This window comes from Streptomyces musisoli, from assembly GCF_016741855.1.
GTDB lineage: Bacteria > Actinomycetota > Actinomycetes > Streptomycetales > Streptomycetaceae > Streptomyces > Streptomyces musisoli.
Genome location: NZ_JAERRH010000001.1, coordinates 331,931 through 357,926, shown reverse-complemented (window position 1 = coordinate 357,926; position 25,996 = coordinate 331,931). Strand labels below are relative to the sequence as shown.

Here is a 25,996-nt window from a genome sequence, read left to right as displayed (position 1 = left end):
CTCAGGCGTTCTCCTCGGGTGCCGCGCCCTGGAGGGCGATGGCGTACATCTCGTCGGCGTCGAGGCGGCGCAGCTCCTCGGCGATGAGTTCGGAAGTGGGGCGGACCTTCAGGGCGAGGGTGCGCGGCGGCTGCCCGGGCAGGGTCAGCGTGGCGAGCGGACCCTCGGGCCGGTCGACGACGATCTCGCCGTTCGCGGTGCCGAGACGCACGGCCGTGACGAACGGACCGGCGCTGTGCACCCGGTCCACCGTGACGTCCAGCCGGGCCTGGAGCCAGCGAGCGAGCAGCTCGGCGCTGGGGTTGTCGGCCTCGGCCTCCACGGCCGCCGACGTCACCTTCGCGCGGGCCTGGTCCAGGGCCGCGGCCAGCATGGAGCGCCACAGCGTCAGCCGCGTCCAGGCGAGGTCGGTGTCGCCGGGCGCGTAGTTGCGGGCGCGGGTCCCCAGCACCTCCAGGGGCCGCTCCACGGCGTACAGGTCGGTGATCCGGCGCTGGGCGAGCGCGCCCAGGGGGTCCTTGGAGGGGGTCTCGGGGGCGTCCACCGGCCACCACACGACGACCGGGGCGTCCGGCAGCAGCAGCGGCAGCACGACCGATTCGGCGTGGTCGGACACCTCGCCGTAGGTCCGCAGGACGACGGTCTCGCCGGTGCCCGCCTCGGAGCCGACCCGCACCTCGGCGTCCAGCCGCGAGTGGGTGCGGTCGCGCAGGGTGCGGGCGTGCCGCTTGATGACGACCAGGGTCCGCGAGGGGTGCTCGCGCGAGGCGTCCTCGGCGGCCTTGATCGAGTCGTAGGCGTTCTCCTCGTCCGTGACGATGACCATCGTCAGGACCATGCCCACGGCCGGCGTGCCGATGGCGCGGCGGCCCCGGACCAACGCCTTGTTGATCTTGCTTGCCGTGGTGTCGGTCAGGTCGATCTTCATGGCCTGCGCCAGCTCCGTCCGTCTCGTGCGAGCATCTCGTCGGCTTCCGTCGGTCCCCAGCTGCCCGACGCGTACTGCGCCGGCCTGTCGTGCGCCGCCCAGTACTCCTCGATCGGGTCGAGGATCTTCCAGGACTCTTCCACTTCCTGGTGACGGGGGAACAAATTGGCGTCGCCGAGCAGCACGTCCAGGATGAGCCGCTCGTACGCCTCCGGGCTCGACTCGGTGAACGACTCGCCGTAGGCGAAGTCCATGGAGACGTCCCGGATCTCCATCGAGGTGCCCGGCACCTTCGATCCGAACCGCACGGTCATGCCCTCGTCCGGCTGGACGCGGATGACGATCGCGTTCTGGCCCAGTTCCTCGGTGGCGGTGGAGTCGAACGGCGAGTGCGGGGCCCGCTTGAAGACCACCGCGATCTCGGTGACCCGGCGGCCGAGCCGCTTGCCGGTACGCAGGTAGAAGGGGACGCCCGCCCAGCGGCGGTTGTCGATGCCCAGCTTGATCGCGGCGAAGGTGTCGGTCTTCGACGCGGGGTCGATGCCGTCCTCCTCCAGGTACCCGACGACCTTCTCGCCGCCCTGCCAGCCCGCCGCGTACTGCCCGCGCACGGTGCTCAGGCCGAGGTCCTTCGGCAGCCGGACCGACTTCAGCACCTTCAGCTTCTCGGTGAGCAGCGCCTCCGCGTCGAAGGCGATGGGCTCCTCCATGGTGGTGAGGGCCATCAGCTGGAGCAGGTGGTTCTGGATGACGTCCCGGGCGGCACCGATGCCGTCGTAGTAGCCGGCCCGGCCGCCGATGCCGATGTCCTCGGCCATGGTGATCTGCACGTGGTCGACGTACGACCGGTTCCAGATCGGCTCGTACATCTGGTTGGCGAAGCGCAGCGCCAGGATGTTCTGGACGGTCTCCTTGCCGAGGTAGTGGTCGATGCGGAACACCTGGTCCGGCTCGAACACCTCGTGGACGATCGCGTTCAGCTCGCGCGCGCTGTCCAGGTCGTGGCCGAACGGCTTCTCGATGACCGCGCGCCGCCAGGAGCCCTGCGGCGGGTTCGCCAGGCCGTGCTTCTTCAGCTGCTGCACGACCTTGGGGAAGAACTTCGGCGGCACCGACAGGTAGAAGGCGAAGTTGCCGCCGGTGCCGCGCGAGGCGTCCAGCTCCTCGACGGCGTCCTTCAGCTGCTTGAAGGCGGTGTCGTCGTCGAAGTCGCCGGGGATGAAGCGCATGCCCTCGGCGAGCTGCTGCCAGACCTCCTCGCGGAACGGGGTGCGGGAGTGCTCGCGGACCGCGTCGTGCACGACCTGCGCGAAGTCCTGGTCCTCCCAGTCGCGGCGGGCGAACCCGACGAGGGAGAAGCCCGGCGGCAGCAGACCCCGGTTGGCCAGGTCGTAGACGGCCGGCATCAGCTTCTTGCGCGACAGGTCACCCGTCACCCCGAAGATGACCAGGCCCGAGGGCCCGGCGATGCGGGGGAGCCGGCGGTCGCCGGTGTCGCGCAGCGGGTTCACCCAGTCGGCGGCCGGGGCCACCGGGACCCGCACCGCCTCGGGTGCGGGTGTCCGGGCGGGGGTGTTCTCGGTCATCAGGCGTCAACTCCCTTGCTCTTCAGGGACGTGGCGACGGCGTCCAGCAGGTCCTGCCAGGCCGCCTCGAACTTGGCGACGCCCTCGTCCTCCAGCTGCTGGACGACCTCGTCGTAGGAGATGCCGAGCCGCTGGGCGGCGGCCAGGTCGGCGCGGGCCTGCGGGTAGCCGCCGGTCACGGTGTCGCCGGTGATGTCGCCGTGGTCGGCGACGGCGTTCAGGGTGCCCTCCGGCATGGTGTTGACGGTGCCGGGCGCGACCAGCTCGTCCACGTACAGGGTGTCCTTGTACGCGGGATCCTTCACCCCGGTGGACGCCCACAGCGGGCGCTGCTTGTTCGCCTTGTCCGCGGCCAGCTCCTGCCAGCGGCCGGAGGCGAAGACCTCCTCGTACGCCTCGTAGGCGAGCCGGGCGTTGGCGAGGGCCGCGCGGCCCTTGAGGGCGAGGGCCTCGCCGGTGCCGAGGGCGGTCAGCCGCTTGTCGATCTCGGAGTCCACCCGGGAGACGAAGAAGGACGCCACCGAGTGGATGGTGGACAGGTCGACGCCCCGCTCGCGGGCCTTCTCCAGACCGGCCAGGTAGGCGGCCATGACCTCGCGGTAGCGCTCCAGGGAGAAGATCAGGGTCACGTTGACGCTGATGCCGAGGCCGATGACCTCGGTGATCGCCGGGAGGCCCGCCCTGGTCGCCGGAATCTTGATCATCACGTTGGGCCGGTCCACCAGCCAGGCCAGCTGCTTGGCCTCGGCGACGGTGGCCCCGGTGTCGTGGGCCAGGCGCGGGTCGACCTCGATGGAGACCCGGCCGTCACGGCCGTCCGAGGTGTCGTACACCGGGCGCAGGATGTCCGCGGCGTCGCGCACGTCGGCGGTCGTCATCATCCGCACGGCCTCGTCGACCGTGACCCCGCGGACGGCGAGGTCGGCGAGCTGCTCCTCGTAGCCCTCCCCGGAGCCTATGGCGGCCTGGAAGATGGACGGGTTCGTCGTGACACCGACGGCACTTCCGCTCGCCACCAGCTCGGCGAGGCTGCCCGAGGTGATCCGCTTGCGCGACAGGTCGTCGAGCCAGATCGACACACCCTCGTCGGCGAGGCGCTTGAGGGCTCCCGGGGTCGCGATTGCTTCGGTCACAGTGATCAGTCTTTCCTCTTGCGTCGGTATCGTGCGTCGGTTGCGTGCGTCGGGTGTCACGCGCGTACGGCGGCGAGGGACTCGCGGGCCGCGGCGGCGACGTTCTCGGGGGTGAAGCCGAACTCGGCGAACAGGGTCTTCGCGTCCGCGGAGGCACCGAAGTGTTCGAGCGAGACGATGCGTCCGGCGTCGCCCACGAACCGGTACCAGGTCAGGCCGATGCCGGCCTCGACGGCGACCCGGGCCCGCACGGCCGGCGGCAGCACCCGCTCGCGGTACTCGCGGGGCTGCTCCTCGAACCACTCCACGGACGGCATCGACACCACGCGCGTGCCGATGCCCTCGGCCTCCAGCCGTTCCCGCGCGGCCACGGCCAGCTGCACCTCGGAGCCCGTCGCGATGATGATCACCTCCGGGACCTCCGTCGAGGACTCGCGCAGTACGTAGCCGCCCTTGGCCGCGTCCTCGTTCGGCGCGTACACCGGCACGCCCTGGCGGGTGAGCGCGAGCCCGTGCGGGGCCGGGTGCGTGGCGTGCCTCTTCAGGATCTCGGCCCAGGCGATCGCGGTCTCGTTGGCGTCCGCCGGGCGGACGACGTTCAGGCCCGGGATCGCGCGCAGCGAGGCCAGGTGCTCGACCGGCTGGTGGGTGGGGCCGTCCTCGCCGAGGCCGACGGAGTCGTGCGTCCACACGTACGTCACCGGCAGCTGCATCAGCGCCGACATCCGGACGGCGTTGCGCATGTAGTCGGAGAAGACGAGGAAGGTGCCGCCGTAGATCCGGGTGTTGCCGTGCAGGGCGATGCCGTTCATCTCCGCGGCCATGGAGAACTCGCGGATGCCGAAGTGCACGGTACGGCCGTACGGGTCGGCCTCGGGCAGCGGGTTGCCCTCGGGCAGGAAGGAGCTGTCCTTGTCGATGGTCGTGTTGTTCGAGCCGGCCAGGTCCGCGGAGCCGCCCCACAGCTCGGGGATCACCGGGCCGAGCGCCTGGAGCACCCTGCCGGAGGCGGCACGGGTCGCGACCGACTTGCCCTCCTCGAACACCGGCAGTGCGTCCTGCCAGCCCTCGAGCAGCTCGCCCTTGCTGACGCGGTCGAACAGTTCGGCCCGCTCGGGCCGGGCGGCACGCCACTCGGCGATCCGCCTGTCCCAGGCCGCGTGCGCCTCGGCACCCCGGTCCAGGGCCTGCCGGGCGTGCTTCAGGACGTCGTCGGCGACCTCGAAGGCCTGCTCCGGGTCGAAGCCGAGGAGCCGCTTGGTGGCCGCGATCTCCTCCTCGCCGAGCGCGGAGCCGTGGGAGGCCTCGGTGTTCCGCGCGTTCGGGGCGGGCCAGGCGATGACCGTGCGCATCGCGATGATCGAGGGCCGCCCGGTCTCGGCCCGGGCTGCCTCCAGCGCCGCGTACAGGGCGGGGGCGTCGACGTCGCCGTCGGCGGTGGGCTCGATGCGCTGGGTGTGCCAGCCGTACGCCTCGTACCGCTTCAGCACGTCCTCGGAGAAGGCGGTGGCGGTGTCGCCCTCGATGGAGATGTGGTTGTCGTCGTAGAGGAAGACCAGGTTGCCGAGCTTCTGGTGCCCGGCCAGCGAGGACGCCTCGGCGGAGACCCCCTCCTCCAGGTCGCCGTCGGAGACGATCGCCCAGATCGTGTGGTCGAACGGGGATGTGCCCGCGGGGGCCTCCGGGTCGAACAGGCCGCGCTCGTAGCGGGCGGCCATCGCCATGCCGACGGCGTTGGCGACGCCCTGGCCGAGCGGGCCCGTGGTGGTCTCCACGCCCGCGGTGTGCCCGTACTCGGGGTGGCCCGGCGTCTTCGAGCCGTGCGTGCGGAAGGCCTTCAGGTCGTCCAGCTCCAGCTCGTACCCGGCGAGGAAGAGCTGCGTGTAGAGGGTCAGCGAGGTGTGACCGGGGGAGAGGACGAAACGGTCCCGGCCGGTCCACTCGGGGTCCGCCGGGTCGTGTCGCATCACCTTCTGAAAGATCGTGTACGCGGCAGGCGCCAGGCTCATCGCCGTCCCCGGGTGCCCGTTGCCCACCTTCTGCACCGCGTCGGCCGCCAGAAGTCGGGCGGTGTCCACGGCGCGCCGGTCGAGGTCGGTCCACTCGAAACCGTCGGAAGTCTGCGTGGTCATCTTCAAGAAGTCCTCGTTCAGTGCCGGATGAGGGGCCGTACGCGTTCAAACTTAAAAGTCTGACTTTTTCGAGGGAAGGTCTGGGTGTGTCAGCCTGTGGTGAATCTGGGACAGTGATCGCGCGACAGGGACGGCACGAAAAGGGCATGACCGACAGAACGCAGCGAGCCGCAGGTGACGACGCGGACGACGGCACCGGCTGCGGCGGCGACGGCTCCGGCCGTGGCGGCGACGGCTCCGGCGTCTCCGGCTCCGGCCCCGTGGGCACCGGCTCCGGCGTCTCCGGCCCCGTCGGCACCGGCTCCGGCGGCGACGGCTCCGGCCGTGGCGGCGACGGCACCGGCTCCGGCGGCTCCGGCACCGGCTCCGGCGGCTCCGGCGGCGACGGAAACACGGACCGCGACAGGATCAGAACCTTCCCCTTCCCGGCCGAGCTGGCCGTCGGCGGCGTCGGCATGCAGATCGGGCCCATGGGCACCGACCGCACATGGCACGCCGACGCCCCCCTGCACCGCGTCCACCGCATCGACTTCCACGTGGTCATGCTCTTCGGCGACGGCCCCGTACGGCACATGATCGACTTCGCCGAGTACGAGGCCGCCGCCGGCGACCTGCTCTGGATCCGCCCCGGACAGGTCCATCGCTTCTCCCGGGACTCCGTGTACCGCGGAACCGTCCTGACCATGCAGCCCGGCTTCCTGCCCCGCTCCACCGTCGAGGCGACCGGCCTGTACCGCTACGACCTGCCGCCCCTGCTGCGCCCGGCACCGGCCCAGCTCACCGCGCTCCAGGCCGCCCTCGAACAGCTCCACCGCGAGTACGAGGACACCGCGACGCTGCCGCTCAGCCTGCACACGGCCGTGCTCAGACACACGCTCACCGCGTTCCTGCTGCGCCTCGCCCATCTCGCCGCCAGCTCGGCCCAGACCTCCCGGCAGCACACCGACAGCACCTTCACCCGCTTCCGGGACGCCGTCGAGCAGGGCTTCGCCACCAACCACAGCGTCAGCGCCTACGCCGACGCCCTCGGCTACTCGCGCCGCACCCTGGTCCGCGCCGTCCGCGCGGCGACCGGCGAGACCCCGAAGGGCTTCATCGACAAACGGGTCGTCCTGGAGGCCAAACGCCTCCTCGCCCACACGGACCTGACGACCGGCCGCGTCGGGGCGGCCGTTGGCTTCCCCGACGCGGCGAACTTCTCCAAGTTCTTCCATCTGCACACCGGTCAGACGCCGGTGGCCTTCCGGGCGGAGCTGCGCTAGGCCGCCTCGCCCGGACCGCGCTCAGTGCCCGAAGCCGAACCAGTTCACGTTCACGAAGTCGGCCGGCTGGCCGCTGGTGAAGGTGAGGTAGACGTCGTGGGTGCCGGTGACCGCATCGATGTTGGCCGGCACGGTCCGCCAGGACTGCCAGCCCCCGGTGTTGCCGACCGCGAAGCTGCCGACGGGCGCGTTGGCGCGGCTGTCCAGGCGCACCTCCACCAGTCCGCTGACCCCGCCCGCCGCGCCGCTCGCGACCCGCGCGTGGAACTGCCTCGCCGCCGTGGACCCGAAGTCGACGCCCTTGTACAGCGCCCAGTCACCGTTCGCGAGGTACGCGATGTCCTGCCCGCCCCCCGTGTCCGTGGTGGTCTCGGTGCCGGTCCCGGACTGGCCGTCGTAGGACTCGGCCTGGATGGCGCTGTAGGCGTCCCGGTTGCCGGTCGGCGGGGGAGTGGTGCCGCCGCCGGAGGACTGGAGGACCTGTACGTAGTCGACGACCATCGGGTGGCCCGGCTCCGTCCCGCCGTCCGGGCCGCCGCCGAACGCGGCCGGGAAGCCGCCGCCCATCGCCACGTTGAGGATGAGGAAGTACCCGTGGTTCGTGGCGTTGGCCCAGGTGGTCGCGTCGACCTGGTCCGCCCGGACCGTGTGGAAGCCGACGCCGTCCAGGTAGAAGCGGATCTGCTCGGGGCTGGTCGAGCGGTCCCACTCCATCGCGTAGGTGTGGAAGCCGGCCTGACAGGTGGAACCGGTGCAGGACGTCGAGTTGCCGATGCCCGTGGTCTCGTTGCACGGGCCGCCGGGGTTGGTGCCGCAGTGCACCGTGGACCAGTCGGTGTTCAGGCCCTGGACGTTCTCCATGATGTCCAGCTCGCCGACGCCCGGCCAGTTCCAGTAGTTGCCCCGGAACGGGGCGCCGAGCATCCAGAACGCCGGCCAGTAGCCCTTCGCCGCGGCACCGGTGACGTTGGGCATCTGGATCCGGGCCTGGACGCGCAGCTTGCCGCCGGCGGGCGGCTGGAAGTCGCTGCGGGTGGTCTCGATCCGGCCGGAGGTCCAGTTGCCGGACGCGTCCCGGCGCGGGGTGATGAGCAGGTTGCCGCCACCGTCCAGCGCGACGTTGCCGGTGCTCGTGGTCATCGTCTCGACCTCGCCGGTGCCCCAGTTGGCCGCGCCGCCCGGGTAGGAAGTACCGGTGTCGTACTGCCAGTTCGCGGTGTTGACTCCGGAGCCGGCCGCGCCGTCGAAGTCGTCCGCGAAAACCTGCGTCCAGCCCGACGGGGGCGTGGGCGCGGAGGCGTCGGCGGGCGCGGTGGCCGCCAGGGCGACGGCCGCCGCCAGGCCGAGCGTCGCCGCCGCGGCGACGAGCGCGCGCCGCAGCGGGCGGGGTCTGGGTATGCCGGAGGATGCGCTCATGAGGGGGCCTCTCGGGTAGGGAGGGGTGGGGGGTGAGAGCGCTCCCATGAGAATCTGGGAGCGCTCTCAAGGTGCGGCCAATGTGCTCCCCGGCCCGACGGTCGTCAAGACTTGAAGCAAGGAAAGTCGTTGGCGGGTGCGGGAGTTCATCGCCCGAAGCCACCCGAAGCCGCGCAGAGCGCGCTGCCGTCAGTGCCGCGGCCGTCTGCGGGGCGAGGTGGCCGTGGCGCGTACTGCGCCACCCGGACGCCGGTTTCCGGTGAGGGCGCGCGTCACCGCCGGGGTCCGCAGGGGGCCGGACCTATCGTGGCGGGGTACGGTCCCCCTCCCGACCGAGGACAGCGCATGAACGGTTCCCCGGCCAGCGTCGTCGAGGCGGCGTTCCGCCACTACCGGTCACAGGACCGCGAGGCGGCCCTTCCCCTCTACGCCGACGACTTCACCTTCACCAGCCCCCAGGACGACCACATCGACAGGACGGCGTTCTTCGAGCGCTGCTTCCCGACCGCCGACCACTTCACCGAGTACCGGGTCCTGCACGTCGTCGCCGTGGACGAGGAACTGGTCCTCGCCCACTACGAGTACGAGCCGGTCACCGGCGGCCGTTACCGCAACATCGAGGCGATCACCGTGCGGGACGGCCGGATCCGGGAGGTGCGGGTCTACTTCGGCGGCACGGTCTGAGCGCCACGGCGGCGGGAGCGGGACCCGGCGCGGTGCCTCGGCGCGGCCCGAGCCCCTGCGATGTCGGCCCGAGCCCCTGCGATCTCGGCCCGAGACCCTGCGATGTCGGCCCGAGCCCCTGCGTTGTCGGCCCGAGCCCCTGCGCTGTCGGATGACAAGGTGGTACCGCTCGCCGGCTCCGCCGCCCTGCCCGGCACGGACGTGCGAGTGTCTGCGGGGAACGCGGCGAGGCGTGAGGAAGGGTACGGACGTGAGGCTGACGATTCTGGGCGGCGGCGGGTTCCGGGTGCCGCTGGTGTACGGCGCGCTGCTGACCGACCACGCCGAGGGGCGGGTCACCGAGGTCGTGCTGCACGATGTGGACGACCGCCGGCTGCGCGCGGTCTCCCGGGTGCTGGCCGAACAGGCCGCCGGAGTGCCGGACGCGCCCCGGGTGACCGCGACCACCGGCCTCGACGAGGCGCTGCGCGGCGCCGACTTCGTCTTCTCGGCGATCCGCGTCGGGGGCCTGGCGGGCCGTGCGGACGACGAGCGGGTCGCCCTCGCCGAAGGCGTACTCGGCCAGGAGACCGTCGGCGCGGGCGGGATCGCCTACGGTCTGCGCACGGTCCCCGTCGCGGTCGACATCGCCCGGCGTGTGGCCCGCCTCGCCCCGGACGCCTGGGTCATCAACTTCACCAACCCGGCCGGCCTGGTCACCGAGGCCATGTCCCGCCACCTCGGCGACCGCGTCATCGGCATCTGCGACTCCCCGGTCGGCCTCGGCCGCCGTATCGCCCGGGTCCTCGGCGCCGGTCCCGAGGAGGCGTTCGTCGACTACGTCGGCCTCAACCACCTCGGCTGGGTGCGCGCGCTGCGCATCGACGGACGCGACGAACTGCCGCGCCTGCTCGCCGATCCCGCGCTGCTCGGCTCCTTCGAGGAGGGAAGGCTCTTCGGCCCCGAATGGCTCGCGTCGCTCGGCGCGGTCCCCAACGAGTACCTGCACTACTACTACTTCAACCGGGAGACGGTCCGCGCCTACCGGGAGGCGGAGCGGACCCGCGGCGCCTTCCTGCGCGACCAGCAGGCCAGGTTCTACGAGGAGGCGGGCGACCCCGGTGTCCCCGCCCTGGCGGCCTGGGACCGCACCCGCGCCGAGCGCGAGGCGACGTACATGGCCGAGAACAGGGAGAGCGCCGGCGCCGGCGAACGCGAGGAAGCCGACCTGTCCGGCGGCTACGAGCAGGTCGCCCTGGCGCTGATGCGCGCCATCGCCCGGGACGAGCGCGCCACGCTGATCCTCAACGTGCGCAACCGCTCGACCCTGTCCGCCCTCGACGCCGACGCGGTCGTCGAGGTCCCCTGCCTGGTCGACGCGAACGGCGCCCACCCGCTGGCCGCGGACCCGCTGCCGGGCCACGCCACCGGACTGGTGTGCTCGGTCAAGGCCGTCGAGCGGGAGGTGCTCGCCGCCGCCGAGTCCGGATCCCGGACGACGGCGGTGAAGGCGTTCGCGCTGCACCCGCTGGTCGACTCGGTGACCGTGGCCCGCCGGCTGATGGAGGGCTACGCCGGCGCCCATCCGGGTCTCGCGTACCTGAAGTGAGCGCGGGGGGCCGCTCCGCCGGGCGGCCTACAGCGGCAGGGCGCGGGCCGCCGAAGCGGCCGGCGCGGGCGACGGCACGGCGGGGAGCAGTACGCCGGCCGACTCCGTCCGTTGCCGCGGAAGCGCCACGGGTACGAGCGGGCGCGGCCCCGACACCACCGTGTAGTCCTGGCCGAGGAAAGGCGGCTCGATCACTCCCGGGTCCTCGCCCAGCGCCAGCCGCACCGCCGCCCAGGGCGCGTTCACCCCGCAGAGCGACAGCTGGTGCAGGCCTCCGGCGGGCCGCGTGTTGACATCCAGCAGCACCGGACGGTCGCCGAGCATCCGGAACTGGATGTTGGACAGATGGTGCAGCCCGAAGCCCTCCGCGATCAGCCTGGCCGGCGCCAGCCACCGCTCGTCCAGGGTGAAACCCCGGCGGCGGCCGTGCTTGGTGCGGCCCACCGCGAGCCGCACCCGGTTGTCCGTTCCGGTCAGGCAGTCGACGGACACCTCGGGCTGCTCCAGGCGCGGCATCACCAGCCAGTCCACGGGCTCCCCGGCCCGCCGCAGCGCTTCGACGACCAGGTCCAGCTGGACCTGCGGGCCCGGGAAGCCGGTCAGGTGCGGCAGCGAGAAGGGTGCCCGGGTGATCACCCGGAAACCCACCCCGCCCGCGCCGGCGGCCGGCTTGAAGCAGGCCTGGTGCCCGGCCGCCTCCAACTCCTCGACGGCGGACACGAGTTCGTCCGGCGTACGGACGCGCCACCACGGCGGCACCGGGACACCCACCGAATGCACCGCCGCGTAGGCGGTCGCCTTGTCCTCGAACACGGCGACCGCCTCGGGCGTCGGCGCCAGCAGCGCCGTACCGGCCGCCGCGAACTCGGCCCGGTGCGCCACGACGGCCGCCTGGTGCAGCCGGGGCACGAACACGTCGATGCCGCGCCGGACGCACTGGTCGAGGGCGTACTCGACGTACGCCGCCGGGGACAGGCCCTCCGGCTCCAGTTCGGCGGTGTCGGCGGCGGCCAGTACGGGGGAGTCGGGGTCGCCGTGCGTGGCATGGATCTCGACCGCGCGGTCGCCGGGATTTCTCCGCAGCTGATCCATGAAGAACACGTTCTCCGCGTACGTGCGGTTGAGCCAGACGCGTACGCGAGAGACCATGCAGGCCGCCTTTCGGGGGTGCGCGGGCAGGGCGGAGCGGCCCGTGCCCGGGCAGGAGGAAGGAAGGGTCACCAAACGGCCCTGTGCGAGGGGGAGTCGGGGGCGCCGGTGTCGGGGCGATCATACGGCTATCGGAGGCCGCCCCGTGTACCGCGGACGTTACGGATTTCCGGACACCGCCAGGTCGTGGTCGCCGGGGCCGCGAGAGCGTGGGCGGCGGCAGCGGGGCACCGCAGACGCCCTGTCGGGCAACGGCACCGTCGGGTTCCGGCCATACCGCGGTCCGGCCATACCGCCGCCCGGCCGTTCCGGTCCGGCGGTTCCGCGGTCCGGCGGTTCCGCGGTCCGGCCGTACCGCCGCCCGGCTGCCGACGTCCGGCTGCCGCCGCCCGGCCGCCGACGTCCTGCCATACCGCCGTCCGGCCATGCCGGCGTCCCGCCGCAGCCATACGTCCGGCGGCCGGCGTCCCACCGCAGCCATACGTCCGGCCGGACGGCCGCCCTGGTGTGCCGGTGTCCCGCCGTGCCGGCGTCCGACCGGACGGTAGGCGGTCATGGTGAACCGGGGCAACGGCAAGCGCTCCGCCGGGCCGCCGCGCTACCGTGAACCGGTGACCCCTCACCGCCCGGACCGTGACCGGACACGTCACCCGGCGCCGGCCTGCGGGCCGCGGAATCCCGCTCTCCCCGCGCCGGAAGGACCTCGACCGCCGCTTCCCGGGACCGCCCGACGCCGTCCTGCCCGGAGCGCGCGGCGAGACCGGGTCACGGCAGGGCCGGACGGGGCCGCCGTCGTGAGCACGGCAGGGACAACCGCCCGGCTCAGGGCCTCTCGTTCGGATCATGCCGGGCTCGCGGGCCCTGGCACCGTTCCCCCACTCTCGGCTTCGCTCGAGCGGGAGGTGCCCCCACCGCCGCGTTGTCGTCGGTTGCCATGGCTCCGCCATGGCGCCCTCCTCCGCCTTGCGATACTCCCCACTGCCTGACCGGCGTGGGAGGTGCCCCCATCACCAGACCCCGCTCCCTGATCCGGCCTGATCCAAACGAAAGCCCCTAGCCCGGAAGCTGACGTTCAGCCAGGTGACCCTTGTCCCCGGGCGGGTGGATGTGCTCTTGTGGTCACATCGGATGATCGGAAGGGGTGTGCGCGGTGGAGTCGACGGCCGGGGACGGACAGCTGCTGGCCATCAGCGACCTGCACATCAGCTACCCGGACAACCGCGCCCTCGTCGAGGACATGCGCCCGGAGAGCGACGACGACTGGCTGATCGTGGCCGGTGACGTCGCGGAGACCGTCGCCGACATCCGCTGGGCCCTCGGCAAGCTCGCGAGCCGCTTCAGCAAGGTGCTGTGGGCACCCGGGAACCACGAGCTGTGGACCCATCCGAGCGACCCGGTCACCCTGCGCGGCGTCGCCCGCTACGAGCACCTGGTCGAGCTGTGCCGTGAGCTGGGCGTCGTCACCCCCGAGGACCCCTACCCGGTGTGGCGCGGCACCGGCGGCCCGGTCGTCGTCGCACCCCTGTTCCTGCTGTACGACTACTCGTTCCTGCCGTCCGACTGCGCCACCAAGGCGGAGGGACTGGCCTACGCGGAGAGCACGGGAGTCGTCTGCAACGACGAGTTCCTGCTGCACCCCGACCCCTACCCGACCCGCGAGGACTGGTGCCGGGCGCGGGTCGCCGAGACCGAGCGCAGGCTCGCCGAGCTGCCCGAGGACCTCCCGACCGTGCTGGCCGGCCACTACCCCCTGGACCGGCACCCCACCGACATCCTCTGGCACCCCGAGTTCGCCATGTGGTGCGGGACAGGGCTGACCGCCGACTGGCACCGCCGGTTCCGGGTCGCCACCATGGTCTACGGCCATCTCCACATCCCCCGTACCACCTGGCACGACGGAGTCCGCTTCATGGAGGTCTCCGTCGGATATCCCCGCGAGTGGCGCAAGCGCCCGGAGCCCCCGGGAAGGCTGCGCCGCATCCTGCCGATGGAGGTCGAAGCAGGTGATCGAGGAGCTGCTCCCGGAGTCGGTCGTGGCCGTGGAGGCACACGCTGACGACCCGCTGTGGGACGCCCCGCTCTATCCGGCGGAGGCGCCGCTCGTCGAGCGCGCGGTGACCAAGCGGCGCCGCGAGTTCGCCGCCGTCCGCGGCTGCGCGCGGAGCGCCATGGAGAAGCTCGGCGTGCCCCCGCAGGCCGTGGTCAGCGGCGAGCGCGGCGCCCCGCAGTGGCCGGCCGGGCTGGTCGGCAGCATGACCCACTGCGAGGGCTACTGCGCCGCCGCACTGGTCCGCGCCACCGACCTCGTCTCCCTCGGGATCGACGCCGAGCCGCACGGGCCGCTCCCGCAGGGCGTCGGCGCCTCCGTCTTCCTGCCCGCCGAGTCCGCGCGGCTCGACCGGCTGGCCGGGCGGTGGCCCGCCGTGTACTGGGACCGGCTCCTGTTCAGCGCCAAGGAGTCCGTCTACAAGGCGTGGTTCCCGCTCACCCGCAAATGGCTGGACTTCTCCGAGGCCGACATCACCCTGCACCCGGAGAACGACGGCGCCTCGCGCGGCACCCTGCGCGCCGAGCTGCTCGTGCCCGGCCCCCTGGTCGGCGGCCACCCGCTCCAGGTCTTCGAGGGACGGTGGGCCGTGCGCGCCGGAGTGGTGGCCACGTCCGTCGTCATACCGCACACCCCGGCCGCGCAGCGCCCCTGACCGAGCCGGCGGCCGGCCGCCGCGCCACAGCGGCGCGAGCGGCAGTCGTGCCGCATTCTCGGCCGCCACCCGCTCCCCCTCGCGGACCCCGTGCCCTGACGGCCCGGCAGCCGGGCCGCCGCCGGAGCGTCGCGACCCGCGGCCGGTGCGTCCCGCCCGCCGCCGTCGTGGTCCCCCTCCGGGAAACGGCGGGGCGGACCCGTGCGGGTGCTCAGGCGGGCGGGCACCAGTCGCGCAGCAGCCGGAAGAACTCCTCCTCGTTGCCCGCGAGTCCAGCCCGGTCCAGCGCCTGTTCGGCCTCGGCGAGCACGGCGGGCGGGACGACGACGGGCCGGCCGTCGCCCGGTGGACCGTCGAAGGCGGCACGCACCGTGTGCAGCAGCCGCAGGTAGGCCTGTACGGCGGTGCGCTCACGGTCGGTCAGTACGGCGGTGGGCATCGGTCGGCTCTCCCCGAGTAGGCGTCACGGTCACGCGCCCTGCGGCGCCGTGCACCGTGTCGTACGGCGCACACCCCCAGCTTGCCGCCCACCACTGACAACGCCGCCCGGCTCGGCCCCGGTTCGCCCGCTTGGCCGAGACCACGGGCGCCTGCTCAGGACTCGGGCCGCTTCACGCTCTCCAGGAGCATGTCCAGCCACTCCGCGACCTTGTCCCGGTGCTGGTCCGTGGGCAACTGCGCGGCGCGCCAGGCGATTCCGCGCACTCCGTGGTCCTGGAGCAGTCGCTCCAGCGGATCCTCCGCCGACTCGACGGCGGCCCGCTCCCGGTCCGCGAGCTTCTGCAGCAGCTCCTGCTCGGTGCGCTGGAGCGCACCCGCCAGCGCCTCGGGGTCCTCCGCGGTGAGGAAGCCCGCGTGCACCCGGAAGAAGCGCTGAAGGGCGTCGCAGTGCTCCATGGTGGGCCGCCGGTCGCCGTTGATGAGGGCGCCGGCCTGCTGCCGGGACATGCCCGCACCGTCGGCGATCTCCTGCTGGGTGTACCGGCGCCCGCCCGGCTTCAGCCGGGTGCGGCGCAGCAGGTCCAGACGCTGGAGGAAGCGGGCCTGGACGTCCGGCTCGCCCGCGGGCCGGCCGCTGAGCAGGGCCCTGACCACCGGCTCCGGCACGCCGCAGGCGGTGGAGAGCCGCCCGACGTCGAAGACCTCGGGGTGCGGGACGCCGAGGCGGTCGGCGAGTGCGGTGACGCGGGCGACGACGGCCGGCAGCTGGGCGGTCGCCGAGGCGCCCGGATCCTCGTAGCCATCCGTCACCGACAGAACTCCTACGTCTTGAGAGGGCTTCAGATGCGTCCGTGCTTCTCACGAGCGATCGCCGTGAACTTCCCGGAGAGTAGCCGGTGTCTCGAACCCACATCCAGGTGTCGCCACAACTGTGGCGAATTTCAGCCGTCAACCGGCATGAAATGCCACGATAGTTGACACGCCTCTGGCCGGGGCAGCAGGATCGCATCGCCGCGTGAAAGGCCGCAGAGGCAAGAGGGGTGACCTCCCGATGGCACATCAGGCAGGAGGGCAGCGGCCGGCACCGCGGCCCGTCCCCGACACTTGCGAGACCCAGTCGTACCTCCAGGACTACGGTGCGCTGCTGGAGTACCTGGCCTGCCCGTCCCTGGTCGTGGACCGCCAGTGGAACGTGGTCATGGCGAACAGCGCGTTCGAGACGCTCTTCCGCGGCGTGCGCCCCCACCCGACGGCCATGCCGGGGGACAACTTCCTGCGCTTCGTGCTGTTCCACCCCGACGCGGGGGACATCCTCGGCGAGCACGAGGCCGGCTGGTGCCTGCCGATGCTGGCCCAGCTCCGGTCCGCCCTGGAGTCCTGCGGGCACGACCAGGAGCTCCAGGCGGTCCGCCGCGACATCGCCCAGGACCCGATCATGGAGGCGGCCTACCGGCAGGGCCTGCCGCACTGGATCCGGGCCGTCGGCGAGGCCGCGACCCGCCTCGACGGTGCCGTACGCCTGCTGCACCACCCGGACCCGCGTCGCGGGCGCACCGAGTGCCGCATCGTCGAGGATTCGCCGCGGCCGCTGCGGGAGCTCGGCTACCGGCACCTGACGATGGTGCCGCGCGACCCCCGCCGGCCCGCCGCGGCGGTGCGCCGGCCACGCCGCGCGCGGGGCGCGGCCTCCCACCTCGCGGTCGTCCCGGCACCCGAGAACTGACCCGGCACCGTCGGCGTTCAGGTCGCCGACGGCGCCGGGCCGGCCGCCGCGGCCGAGGGACCCGCCCCTCTTTACGCAAGCAGCTTGCGTTACTTGCGCTACGCTTGCGAGCATGACGCGACGACTTGCGGAAGTGGCGAAGAAGGTCGGGGTCAGCGAGGCCACGGTCAGCCGGGTGCTCAACGGCAAGCCAGGGGTCTCCGATGCCACCCGGCAGGCGGTGCTGACCGCCCTCGACGTCCTCGGATACGAGCGCCCCACCCAGCTGCGCGGTGAACGCGCACGCCTGGTCGGCCTCGTCCTGCCCGAGCTGCAGAACCCCATCTTCCCGGCGTTCGCCGAGGTCATCGGCGGTGCCCTGGCCCAGCTCGGGCTGACCCCGGTGCTGTGCACGCAGACCAAGGGCGGAGTGTCGGAGGCGGACTACGTCGACCTGCTGCTCCACCAGCAGGTCTCCGGCGTCGTCTTCGCCGGCGGTCTGTACGCCCAGGCCGACGCGCCGCACGACCACTACCGGCTGCTCGCCGAGCGCAACATCCCGGTGGTGCTGGTCAACGCGGCCATCGAGCACCTCGGCTTCCCGGCCGTGTCCTGCGACGACGTCGTCGCCGTCGAACAGGCCTGGCGGCACCTGGCCTCCCTCGGCCACGAGCGCATCGGCCTGGTCCTCGGCCCCGGCGACCACGTGCCCTCGGCGCGCAAACTGGTCGCGGCCCGGGCCGTCGCCGGCGACCTGCCGGACGAGTTCGTCGCGCGGGCCATGTTCTCCATCGAGGGTGGTCACGCCGCCGCCTCCCGGCTGATCGACCGGGGTGTCACGGGCATCATCTGCGCCTCCGACCCGCTGGCGCTCGGCGCGATCCGGGCGGCCCGCCGCAAGGGTTACGACGTCCCGGGCCGCATCTCCGTCGTCGGTTACGACGACTCGGCGTTCATGAACTGCACCGAACCCCCGCTGACCACCGTCCGCCAGCCGATCGAGGCCATGGGCCGCGCGGCCGTGGAACTGCTGAACGCGCAGATCGGAGGCACCGCCGTGGCCGCCGAGGAGCTGCTGTTCGAGCCGGAACTGGTGGTGCGCGGCTCCACCGCGCAAGCCCCGCGCGGCTGAACCCCAGAGGATTCAACCGACTGTCAAATAATTACAGATTCTGCGCGACATCTTGCGGTCCGATGTCGGCGGTGCTTGAGTGTGCCTCGCCCACAGCTCCTGCCTTGAGTGCCATGAGGGGTCCACCGATGAGACACACCGGGTTCCGCCGTACCGCCGCCGCGATAGGCGTCTGCTCCTCCCTCGTCCTCGCCGCCACCGCCTGCGGGTCCGGTGACGACGAGTCCGCGGGCGGCAGGACGCGCATCACCGTCAACTGCGAGCCGCCCAGGAGCGCCAAGGTCGACCGCGGGTTCTTCGAGGAGGACGTCGCCTCCTTCGAGCAGCAGAACCCGGACATCGACGTCGTCACGCACGACGCCTTCCCCTGCCAGGACCCGAAGACCTTCGACGCCAAGCTCGCCGGCGGCCAGATGGAGGACGTGTTCTACACGTACTTCACGGACGCCCGGCACGTGGTAGACATCGACCAGGCCGCCGACCTGACGCCGTACCTCGCGGAACTGAAGAGCTACGACACCATCCAGAAGCAGCTGCGGGACATCTACACCGTGGACGGCAAGGTCTACGGCATCCCGCGCACCGGTTACTCGATGGGGCTGATCTACAACCGCGGCCTCTTCCGGAAGGCCGGCCTCGACCCCGACAAGCCCCCGGCGACCTGGGACGAGGTCCGCGCCGCCGCGAAGAGGATCGCCGCCCTCGGCAACGGCACCGTCGGATACGCCGACTACAGCGCGCAGAACCAGGGCGGCTGGCACTTCACCGCCGAGCTGTACTCGCAGGGCGGCGACGTCGTCGACGCGGACGGCAAGAAGGCCACCGTCGACACCCCCGAGAGCCACGCCGTCCTGCGGAACCTGCACGACATGCGCTGGACCGACGACTCCATGGGCAGCAAGCAGCTCCTCGTCATCAACGACGTGCAGCAGCTGATGGGTTCGGGCAAGCTCGGCATGTACCTCGCCGCCCCCGACAACATCCCGATCCTGGTCAAGGAGAAGGGCGGCAACTACAAGGACCTCGCCCTGGCCCCCATGCCGGGCGGCAAGGGCACTCTCATCGGCGGCGACGGCTACATGTTCAACAAGCACGACACGCCCGCCCAGATCCGCGCCGGCCTGAAGTGGCTCGACCACATGTTCCTCACCCCCGGCAAGGGCTTCCTCGGCGACTACGCCCGCGCCAAGAAGAACGACGCACCCGTCGGCCTGCCCGAGCCGCGCCTGTTCACCGGCGCCGCCGACACCGCGGACCAGCGGGCCAAGAAGGCCAACGCCAACGTCCCGGTGGAGAACTACCAGGCCTTCCTCGACGGCAACCAGCAGCTCCAGCTGAAGATCGAACCGCCGAACGCACAGCAGATCTACTCCGTCCTGGACTCCGTCGTCTCCGCGGTCCTGACCGAGAAGGACGCCGACATCGACCAGCTGCTGAAGGACGCGTCCGGAAAGATCGACGGCATTCTGGCCCGGAGCTGACCACGATGACGAAGACGGCCGAGCGGCGGCCCGTGACGAAGGCCGCCGCCCATCCGGTCCCGGTGCCGCCCCCGGTGCGGGACCTCAGGCGGCGCCGCCTGATCGACCAGGTCCGTGCCTACGGCTTCCTCCTCGGCGGCCTGCTCTGCTTCGCGCTGTTCTCCTGGTACCCGGCGATCCGCGCGGTCGTCATCGCCTTCCAGAAGTACACGCCCGGCTCGGAGCCGGAATGGGTCGGCACCGCCAACTTCACCCGGGTCTGGCACGATCCCGAGTTCTCCGCCGCCTGGCGCAACACCCTCACCTTCACCCTGCTCGCCCTGCTCATCGGCTTCGCGGTCCCCTTCGTGCTCGCCCTCGTCCTCAACGAACTGCGGCACGCCAAGGCGTTCTTCCGGGTCGTGGTCTACCTCCCGGTGATGATCCCGCCGGTGGTCAGCGCCCTGCTGTGGAAGTGGTTCTACGATCCCGGCGCCGGACTGGCCAACGAAGCCCTGCGCTTCCTGCACCTGCCCACGTCCAACTGGTCCAACGGCGCCGACACCGCCCTCGTCTCCCTGGTCATCGTCGCCACCTGGGCCAACATGGGCGGCACCGTCCTCATCTACCTCGCCGCGCTCCAGTCCATCCCCGGCGAGCTGTACGAGGCGGCCGAACTGGACGGCGCGAACCTGCTCCAGCGCGTCCGGCACGTCACGGTCCCGCAGACCCGGTTCGTCATCCTAATGCTGATGCTCCTTCAGATCATCGCCACCATGCAGGTGTTCACCGAACCGTTCGTCATCACCGGCGGCGGACCGGAGAACGCCACCGTCACCGTCCTCTACCTCATCTACAAATGCGCCTTCCTCTACAACGACTTCGGCGGGGCCTGCGCCCTGAGCGTGATGCTCCTGCTCCTGCTCGGAGCCTTCTCCGCGGTCTACCTTCGGCTCACCCGCTCGGAGGGGGACGCATGAGCGGCACCCGCACCCTGATCTCCCCGGCCACCCTCGCCCGCCCGCGCGGCAGGGCCCTCTACTGGACGGTGTTCACAGCCGTCGTCCTCCTCTTCGGGCTCGCCTTCCTCTTCCCCGTGTACTGGATGGTCACCGGCGCGCTGAAGTCCCCGGACGAAGTGGCCCGGACCCCACCGACGCTGGTGCCCGAGCAGTGGCACACCGGCGGCTACACCGACGCCTGGGACCTGATGCAGCTCCCGCGGCACCTGCTGAACACGCTCGTCCAGGCGGCCGGCGCCTGGGCCTTCCAACTGGTCTTCTGCACGGCGGCGGCCTACGCCCTGTCCAAGCTGAAGCCCGCCTTCGGCAAGGTGGTCCTCGGCGGCATCCTGGCCACCCTCATGGTCCCGGCCCAGGCGCTGGTCGTGCCCAAGTACCTGACCGTCGCCGACCTGCCGTTCCTCCACACCAGCCTGCTCAACGACCCCCTCGCCATCTGGCTGCCGGCCGTCGCCAACGCCTTCAACCTCTATCTGCTCAAGCGATTCTTCGACCAGTTGCCGCGCGATGTGCTGGAGGCCGCCGAGATCGACGGCGCCGGCAAGCTGCGGATCCTGTGGTCCGTCGTCCTGCCCATGTCCCGGCCGGTGCTCGGCGTGGTGTCGATCTTCGCGCTGGTCGCGGTCTGGCAGGACTTCCTGTGGCCGCTGATGGTCTTCTCCGACACCGGCAAACAGCCCATCAGCGTGGCCCTGGTCCAGCTCTCCCAGAACATCCAGCTCACCGTGCTCATCGCCGCGATGGTGATCGCCAGCATCCCGATGGTCGCGCTGTTCCTCGTCTTCCAGCGGCACATCATCGCCGGGATCACCGCGGGCAGCACCAAGGGCTGACGCCGACGCCCCGTCTACAGAAAGGCACGCTCCGTGGGACAGCCCACCCCTGCCCAGAAGGACTCCGACTGGTGGCGTTCCGCCGTCATCTACCAGGTGTACGTCCGCAGCTTCGCGGACGGCGACGGCGACGGCACCGGCGACCTCGCGGGCGTCCGCGGCAACCTGCCGTATCTCGCCGAACTCGGGGTGGACGCCATGTGGTTCACCCCCTGGTACCTGTCTCCGCTGAAGGACGGCGGCTACGACGTGGCCGACTACCGCACCATCGACCCCGCCTTCGGCACCCTCGCCGAAGCCGAGAAACTCATCGCGGAGGCAAGGGAACTGGGCATCCGCACCATCGTCGACATCGTGCCCAACCACGTCTCCGACCAGCACCCCTGGTTCCGGTCCGCGCTCGCCGCCGGGCCGGGCAGCCCCGAGCGCGAGCTGTTCCACTTCCGGCCCGGGCGCGGACCGCACGGCGACCTCCCGCCGAACGACTGGCCGTCGCAGTTCGCCGGCTCCACCGAACCGGTGTGGACCCGGCTGCCCGACGGCGACTGGTACCTGCACCTGTTCACCCCCGAGCAGCCCGACCTCAACTGGGCCCACCCGGTGGTCCGCCAGGAGCACGAGGACATCCTGCGCTTCTGGTTCGAGCGGGGCGTCGCCGGCGTCCGCATCGACTCGGCGGCCCTGCTCGCCAAGGACCCGGACCTCCCCGACCTCGCCACGGATCCGCGGCCGCACCCCTTCGTCGACCGCGACGAACTCCACGACGTCTACCGGTCCTGGCGGCGCGTGGCCGACGAGTACGACGGTGTCTTCGTCGGCGAGGTCTGGCTCCCCGACGCCGAGCGCTTCGCCCGCTACCTGCGCCCCGACGAACTGCACACCGCCTTCAACTTCTCCTTCCTGACCTGCCCCTGGGACGCCGGCCGGCTGCGCGACTCGATCGACACCACCCTGGCCGAGCACGCACCCGTCGGCGCCCCGGCCACCTGGGTGCTGTGCAACCACGACGTCACCCGGACGGTCACCCGGTACGGCCGCGAGGACACCGCCTTCGACTTCGCGACCAAGGCCTTCGGCACCCCCACGGACCTGGCGCTCGGCACCCGCAGGGCGCGGGCCGCCGCCCTGCTGTCGCTGGCGCTGCCCGGTGCGCTCTACCTCTACCAGGGGGAGGAACTGGGCCTGCCGGAGGCCGACATCCCGGTCGACCGCATCCAGGACCCGATGTACTTCCGTTCGCAGGGGGCCGACCCCGGCCGCGACGGCTGCCGGGTGCCGCTGCCCTGGGCCGCCGGTGCGCCGTACGCGGGGTTCGGCGCGCGGGAGGAGCCCTGGCTGCCGCAGCCGGCCGACTGGCCCTCGTACGCCGTCGACCGGCAGAAGCAGGACCCCCACTCCATGCTCTCCCTCTACCGGGAGGCCATCGCCCTGCGCCCGGAGTTCGGTAACGGCCCGCTGACCTGGCTGCCCGCCCCCGACGGCGTGCTCGCCTTCGCCCGTGCGGACGGTGCGCTGTGCGTGGTCAACCTCGCGGCCACCCCCGCCGTCCTGCCCGCACACTCCCGGCTCCTGCTCAGCAGCGGCCCGCTGGACGACGCGGGCCGGCTGCCCGAGGACACGGCGGCCTGGCTGCGCCCCTGAGCCGCCCCCGTACGCACCTCGAGGAGGTCGGCCGGGCCGAGGAGGAGAAGAAGGAGAGCGCCACCGCCGGGCGTTGAGTGCCCGCACCGTCCGGACCGCCGAGTTTCACATGGGAGCCACCAGACCCTTCCCTGACGTTTGCTGCTCTTGGAACACTCGCTCCGCGCAGATTCCGTCATCTGACGGCATCCCGTACGTCAGGCTGAGAGGACCCTCACCCATGCCCGAAGTCAACCGTCGGCGTTTCCTCCAACTCGCGGGCGCCACGACGGCGTTCTCGGCGCTGTCCAGCAGCATCCAGCGCGCGGCCGCCCTGCCGGCGCACTACCGCACCGGATCGGTGGACGATGTCGAGCACATCGTCGTACTGATGCAGGAGAACCGTTCCTTCGACCACTACTTCGGTTCGCTCCGGGGAGTCCGCGGCTTCGGCGACCCCCGGTCGGTCACGCAGAACGGCCGGTCCGTCTGGAAGCAGTCCGACGGTTCGAAGGACATCCTGCCCTTCCACCCGGACGCCGACGACCTGGGCCTGGCCTTCATCCAGGACCTCCCGCACGGCTGGAGCGACACCCACACCGCCTTCAACAACGGCAAGTACGACAAGTGGGTGCCCGCCAAGGGCTCGACGACGATGGCGTACCTGACCCGCGACGACATCCCCTTCCACTACGCCCTCGCGGACGCCTTCACCATCTGCGACGCCTACCACTGCTCCTTCATGGGCTCCACCGACCCCAACCGCTACTACATGTGGACGGGGTACGTCGGCAACGACGGCAAGGGCGGCGGCCCGGTCCTCGGCAACGACGAGAAGGGCTACGGCTGGACGACGTACCCGGAGCGGCTGGAGCAGGCCGGGGTGTCCTGGAAGATCTACCAGGACATCGGCGACGGCCTGGACGCGAACGGCTCCTGGGGCTGGATCGACGACGCCTACCGCGGCAACTACGGCGACAACTCGCTCCTCTACTTCAACCAGTACCGCAACGCGGTGCCCGGCGACCCGCTCTACGACAAGGCCCGCACCGGCACCGACGCCCGCAAGGGCGAGGGCTACTTCGACCGGCTGAAGGCGGACGTCCAGGCGGACAGGCTGCCCCAGGTCTCCTGGATCGCCGCCCCCGAAGCCTTCACCGAGCACCCCAACTGGCCCGCGAACTACGGCGCCTGGTACATCTCCCAGGTCCTGGACGCGCTCACCGCCAACCCCGACGTGTGGGCCAGGACGGCGCTGTTCATCACCTACGACGAGAACGACGGCTTCTTCGACCACGTCATCCCGCCCTACCCGCCGGCCTCCGCCGCCCAGGGCCGTTCGACGGTGGACCCCGCGCCGGACCTGTTCAAGGGCGACCTCGGCCACGCCGCCGGCGCCTACGGGCTCGGCCAGCGGGTGCCGATGCTGGTGGTCTCCCCGTGGAGCAAGGGCGGCTACGTCTGCTCCGAGACCTTCGACCACACCTCGATCATCCGGTTCATCGAGCGGCGCTTCGGTGTCCAGGAGCCGAACATCTCGCCCTGGCGGCGCGCCATATGCGGCGACCTGACGACCGCCTTCGACTTCTCGCGCAAGGACGCCGCGCCGGCCGCGCTGCCCTCCACCGCCGCCTACGAACCGGCGGACCGCGGCCGCCACCCGGACTACGTGCCCAAGCCGCCCGCCAAGGGTGCTTTGCCCGGGCAGGAGGCCGGCAGCCGCCCCACCCGCCCGCTGAAGTACGCCCCGGCGGTCGACGGTTCGGCGGACACCGCGGCCGGGAAGTTCACGCTCACGTTCGCCTCGGGGGCGGCCGCGGGCGCGGCCTTCCTCGTCACGTCCAACAGCCGTACCGACGGCCCCTGGACGTACACCACGGAGGCCGGCAAGACGCTTACGGACACCTGGAACTCGGTCTACTCCGGCGGCAACTACGACCTCGCCGTGCACGGCCCCAACGGCTTCCTGCGCGTCTTCAAGGGCCGCAACAAGGTCGCGGGCCCCGAGGTCACCGCCCGGCACACCGGCAGCGACGTCGAGCTGACCTTCACCAACAAGGGCTCCGGCACGGTGCGGTTGAAGCTGGCCGACGGCTACGGCGGCGGCCCCCTCACGGTGACCGTACGGCCGGGCGCGACCGTGAAGCAGGTCGTCGGTCTCGCGGCGAGCAGCCGCTGGTACGACCTGACCGTGACCTGCGAGGCCGATCCGGCCTTCCTGCGCGGCTTCGCCGGGCACGTGGAGAACGGTCTGCCCGGCGTCAGCGACCCGGCGATCGTCACGGGGTGAACGGGCGATGAACACCGCTCCGTGCGGACTGGTCAGGTACCGGTCACATCAGGGTAGTGTGCCCCGGTGACCACGCAATCGAACACTCCTGCAGGCTGGTACCCGGATCCGCACGGGGCGCCCCAGACGCTCCGCTACTGGGACGGCGCGCAGTGGACCGACCACACCAACCCGGCCCAGCAGCCCGCCGGGCAGGTTCCGCCGCAGCAGGCCCCTGCCCAGCCCGTCTTCCCGCAGCAGCAGGCCGCCGACCCCAAGGTGCAGCGGCAGGTGCAGAAGCAGGCCGGTGTCGCGGCCGGCGGCCCCGGCGGCGGCACCCTCTTCACCGAGCCCGTCCTGGTCGTGAACCAGAAGGCCAAGCTGATCGAGCTGACCAACGAGTACAAGGTCATGGATCAGAGCGGCCGCGAGATCGGTTCGGTCACCCAGGTCGGCCAGGGCGTGCTGCGGAAGATCCTGCGCTTCGTCTCCAGTCTCGACCAGTTCCTCACCCACAAGCTGGAGATCCGCGACGCCTACGGCCAGCCGCAGCTGCTGCTGACCCGGCCCGCGAAGATCTTCAAGTCCCGGGTGATCGTGAGCCGCCCGGACGGCTCGCCGGTCGGCGAGATCGTCCAGAAGAACATGATCGGGAAGATCAACTTCGCGATGATGGCGAACGGCCAGCAGGTCGGCGCGATCAAGGCGGAGAACTGGCGGGCCTGGAACTTCGCGATCGTCGACCACGCGGACAACGAGGTCGCCCGGATCACCAAGACCTGGGAAGGCCTCGCCAAGACGCTGTTCACGACCGCGGACAACTACGTCCTCCAGATCCACTACCAGCTGCCCGAGCCGCTGCTGAGCCTCGTGGTGGCGACGGCGCTGACGGTCGACACCGCGCTGAAGCAGGACGCGCGCGGCTGGGGCTGACCCG

Annotated in this window: 21 protein-coding genes; 13 read left to right on the top strand and 8 right to left on the bottom strand. The window is 71.7% G+C overall.

All coding sequences use genetic code 11. From position 1 onward, the window contains the following. Position 1: 1 nt before the first annotated feature. From opcA to tkt, 4 genes are read right to left on the bottom strand one after another with little or no spacing between them, the layout of a single operon-like run. Positions 2-928, bottom strand: coding sequence for a glucose-6-phosphate dehydrogenase assembly protein OpcA (gene opcA, locus JK361_RS01380; RefSeq protein WP_201813735.1), 927 nt, complete (start codon positions 926-928; stop codon positions 2-4). After that, entirely contained in the window at positions 925-2,514 is a 1,590-nt protein-coding gene (zwf, locus tag JK361_RS01375) for a glucose-6-phosphate dehydrogenase (protein WP_201813734.1), read from the bottom strand. Before zwf ends, opcA begins: the two co-directional genes overlap by 4 nt. Then, positions 2,514-3,656: a transaldolase gene (gene tal, locus JK361_RS01370; RefSeq protein WP_201814223.1), complete on the bottom strand. Its 1,143-nt coding sequence runs from the start codon at positions 3,654-3,656 to the stop codon at positions 2,514-2,516. Before tal ends, zwf begins: the two co-directional genes overlap by 1 nt. A 47-nt stretch (positions 3,657-3,703) precedes the next feature. Further along, positions 3,704-5,779: a transketolase gene (gene tkt, locus JK361_RS01365; protein ID WP_201813733.1), complete on the bottom strand. Its 2,076-nt coding sequence runs from the start codon at positions 5,777-5,779 to the stop codon at positions 3,704-3,706. Between the two features lie 146 nt (positions 5,780-5,925). Between tkt and JK361_RS01360 the strand changes: the two genes are divergently transcribed. Further along, positions 5,926-7,041 carry a helix-turn-helix domain-containing protein gene (locus JK361_RS01360; RefSeq protein WP_236052304.1) on the top strand — a complete coding sequence of 372 codons (1,116 nt, stop codon included), beginning with the start codon at positions 5,926-5,928 and terminating at the stop codon, positions 7,039-7,041. 21 nt (positions 7,042-7,062) lie between these two features. Here the strand turns inward: JK361_RS01360 and JK361_RS01355 are convergent, their stop codons facing one another. After that, positions 7,063-8,457, bottom strand: coding sequence for a glycoside hydrolase family 16 protein (locus tag JK361_RS01355; protein ID WP_201813732.1), 1,395 nt, complete (start codon positions 8,455-8,457; stop codon positions 7,063-7,065). Between the two features lie 345 nt (positions 8,458-8,802). On the opposite strand from JK361_RS01355, the gene JK361_RS01350 reads away from it, so the two are divergent. After that, positions 8,803-9,141, top strand: coding sequence for a nuclear transport factor 2 family protein (locus JK361_RS01350; protein WP_201813731.1), 339 nt, complete (start codon positions 8,803-8,805; stop codon positions 9,139-9,141). 250 nt (positions 9,142-9,391) lie between these two features. Further along, complete coding sequence (locus tag JK361_RS01345) at positions 9,392-10,729, top strand: 6-phospho-beta-glucosidase (protein WP_201813730.1); 1,338 nt, start codon at positions 9,392-9,394, stop codon at positions 10,727-10,729. Positions 10,730-10,756: 27 nt separating this feature from the next. On the opposite strand, the gene JK361_RS01340 is transcribed toward JK361_RS01345, so the two are convergent. Continuing rightward, positions 10,757-11,878, bottom strand: coding sequence for an ATP-grasp domain-containing protein (locus JK361_RS01340; RefSeq protein ID WP_201813729.1), 1,122 nt, complete (start codon positions 11,876-11,878; stop codon positions 10,757-10,759). Between the two features lie 1,150 nt (positions 11,879-13,028). Here JK361_RS01340 and JK361_RS01335 point away from each other — a divergent pair. Both JK361_RS01335 and JK361_RS01330 read left to right on the top strand, forming a co-directional pair. Beyond that, positions 13,029-13,934, top strand: a complete 906-nt coding sequence (locus JK361_RS01335; RefSeq protein WP_201813728.1) for a metallophosphoesterase family protein — start codon at positions 13,029-13,031, stop codon at positions 13,932-13,934. Next, positions 13,882-14,580, top strand: a complete 699-nt coding sequence (locus tag JK361_RS01330) for a 4'-phosphopantetheinyl transferase family protein (RefSeq protein ID WP_201813727.1) — start codon at positions 13,882-13,884, stop codon at positions 14,578-14,580. Before JK361_RS01335 ends, JK361_RS01330 begins: the two co-directional genes overlap by 53 nt. Positions 14,581-14,791: 211 nt before the next feature. Here the strand turns inward: JK361_RS01330 and JK361_RS01325 are convergent, their stop codons facing one another. Both JK361_RS01325 and JK361_RS01320 read right to left on the bottom strand, forming a co-directional pair. Continuing rightward, complete coding sequence (locus tag JK361_RS01325) at positions 14,792-15,019, bottom strand: hypothetical protein (RefSeq protein ID WP_201813726.1); 228 nt, start codon at positions 15,017-15,019, stop codon at positions 14,792-14,794. A gap of 155 nt (positions 15,020-15,174) precedes the next feature. Further along, positions 15,175-15,831 (bottom strand): helix-turn-helix domain-containing protein, encoded by a 657-nt coding sequence (locus tag JK361_RS01320; RefSeq protein ID WP_201813725.1) that lies wholly within the window; start codon positions 15,829-15,831, stop codon positions 15,175-15,177. Positions 15,832-16,072: 241 nt separating this feature from the next. On the opposite strand from JK361_RS01320, the gene JK361_RS01315 reads away from it, so the two are divergent. From JK361_RS01315 to JK361_RS01280, 8 genes are all read left to right on the top strand, one after another. Next, positions 16,073-16,744 carry an MmyB family transcriptional regulator gene (locus JK361_RS01315; protein ID WP_201813724.1) on the top strand — a complete coding sequence of 224 codons (672 nt, stop codon included), beginning with the start codon at positions 16,073-16,075 and terminating at the stop codon, positions 16,742-16,744. A 112-nt stretch (positions 16,745-16,856) separates the two neighbouring features. Then, positions 16,857-17,855, top strand: coding sequence for a LacI family DNA-binding transcriptional regulator (locus JK361_RS01310; protein WP_201813723.1), 999 nt, complete (start codon positions 16,857-16,859; stop codon positions 17,853-17,855). Between the two features lie 128 nt (positions 17,856-17,983). Continuing rightward, on the top strand, positions 17,984-19,336 hold the full coding sequence (locus JK361_RS01305) for an ABC transporter substrate-binding protein (protein WP_201813722.1): 1,353 nt from the start codon (positions 17,984-17,986) through the stop codon (positions 19,334-19,336). A gap of 5 nt (positions 19,337-19,341) precedes the next feature. Continuing rightward, a complete protein-coding gene (locus JK361_RS01300; RefSeq protein ID WP_201813721.1) occupies positions 19,342-20,295 on the top strand; it encodes a carbohydrate ABC transporter permease in 954 nt (317 codons plus the stop codon). Next, positions 20,292-21,170 carry a carbohydrate ABC transporter permease gene (locus JK361_RS01295; RefSeq protein WP_201813720.1) on the top strand — a complete coding sequence of 293 codons (879 nt, stop codon included), beginning with the start codon at positions 20,292-20,294 and terminating at the stop codon, positions 21,168-21,170. The genes JK361_RS01300 and JK361_RS01295 overlap by 4 nt, the downstream gene beginning before the upstream one ends. A 33-nt stretch (positions 21,171-21,203) precedes the next feature. Further along, positions 21,204-22,811: a glycoside hydrolase family 13 protein gene (locus JK361_RS01290; RefSeq protein ID WP_201813719.1), complete on the top strand. Its 1,608-nt coding sequence runs from the start codon at positions 21,204-21,206 to the stop codon at positions 22,809-22,811. A 220-nt stretch (positions 22,812-23,031) separates the two neighbouring features. Continuing rightward, positions 23,032-25,080, top strand: coding sequence for a phosphocholine-specific phospholipase C (locus JK361_RS01285; RefSeq protein WP_201813718.1), 2,049 nt, complete (start codon positions 23,032-23,034; stop codon positions 25,078-25,080). 66 nt (positions 25,081-25,146) lie between these two features. After that, positions 25,147-25,992 carry an LURP-one-related family protein gene (locus JK361_RS01280; protein ID WP_201813717.1) on the top strand — a complete coding sequence of 282 codons (846 nt, stop codon included), beginning with the start codon at positions 25,147-25,149 and terminating at the stop codon, positions 25,990-25,992. The last annotated feature ends 4 nt before the right edge of the window (positions 25,993-25,996 follow it).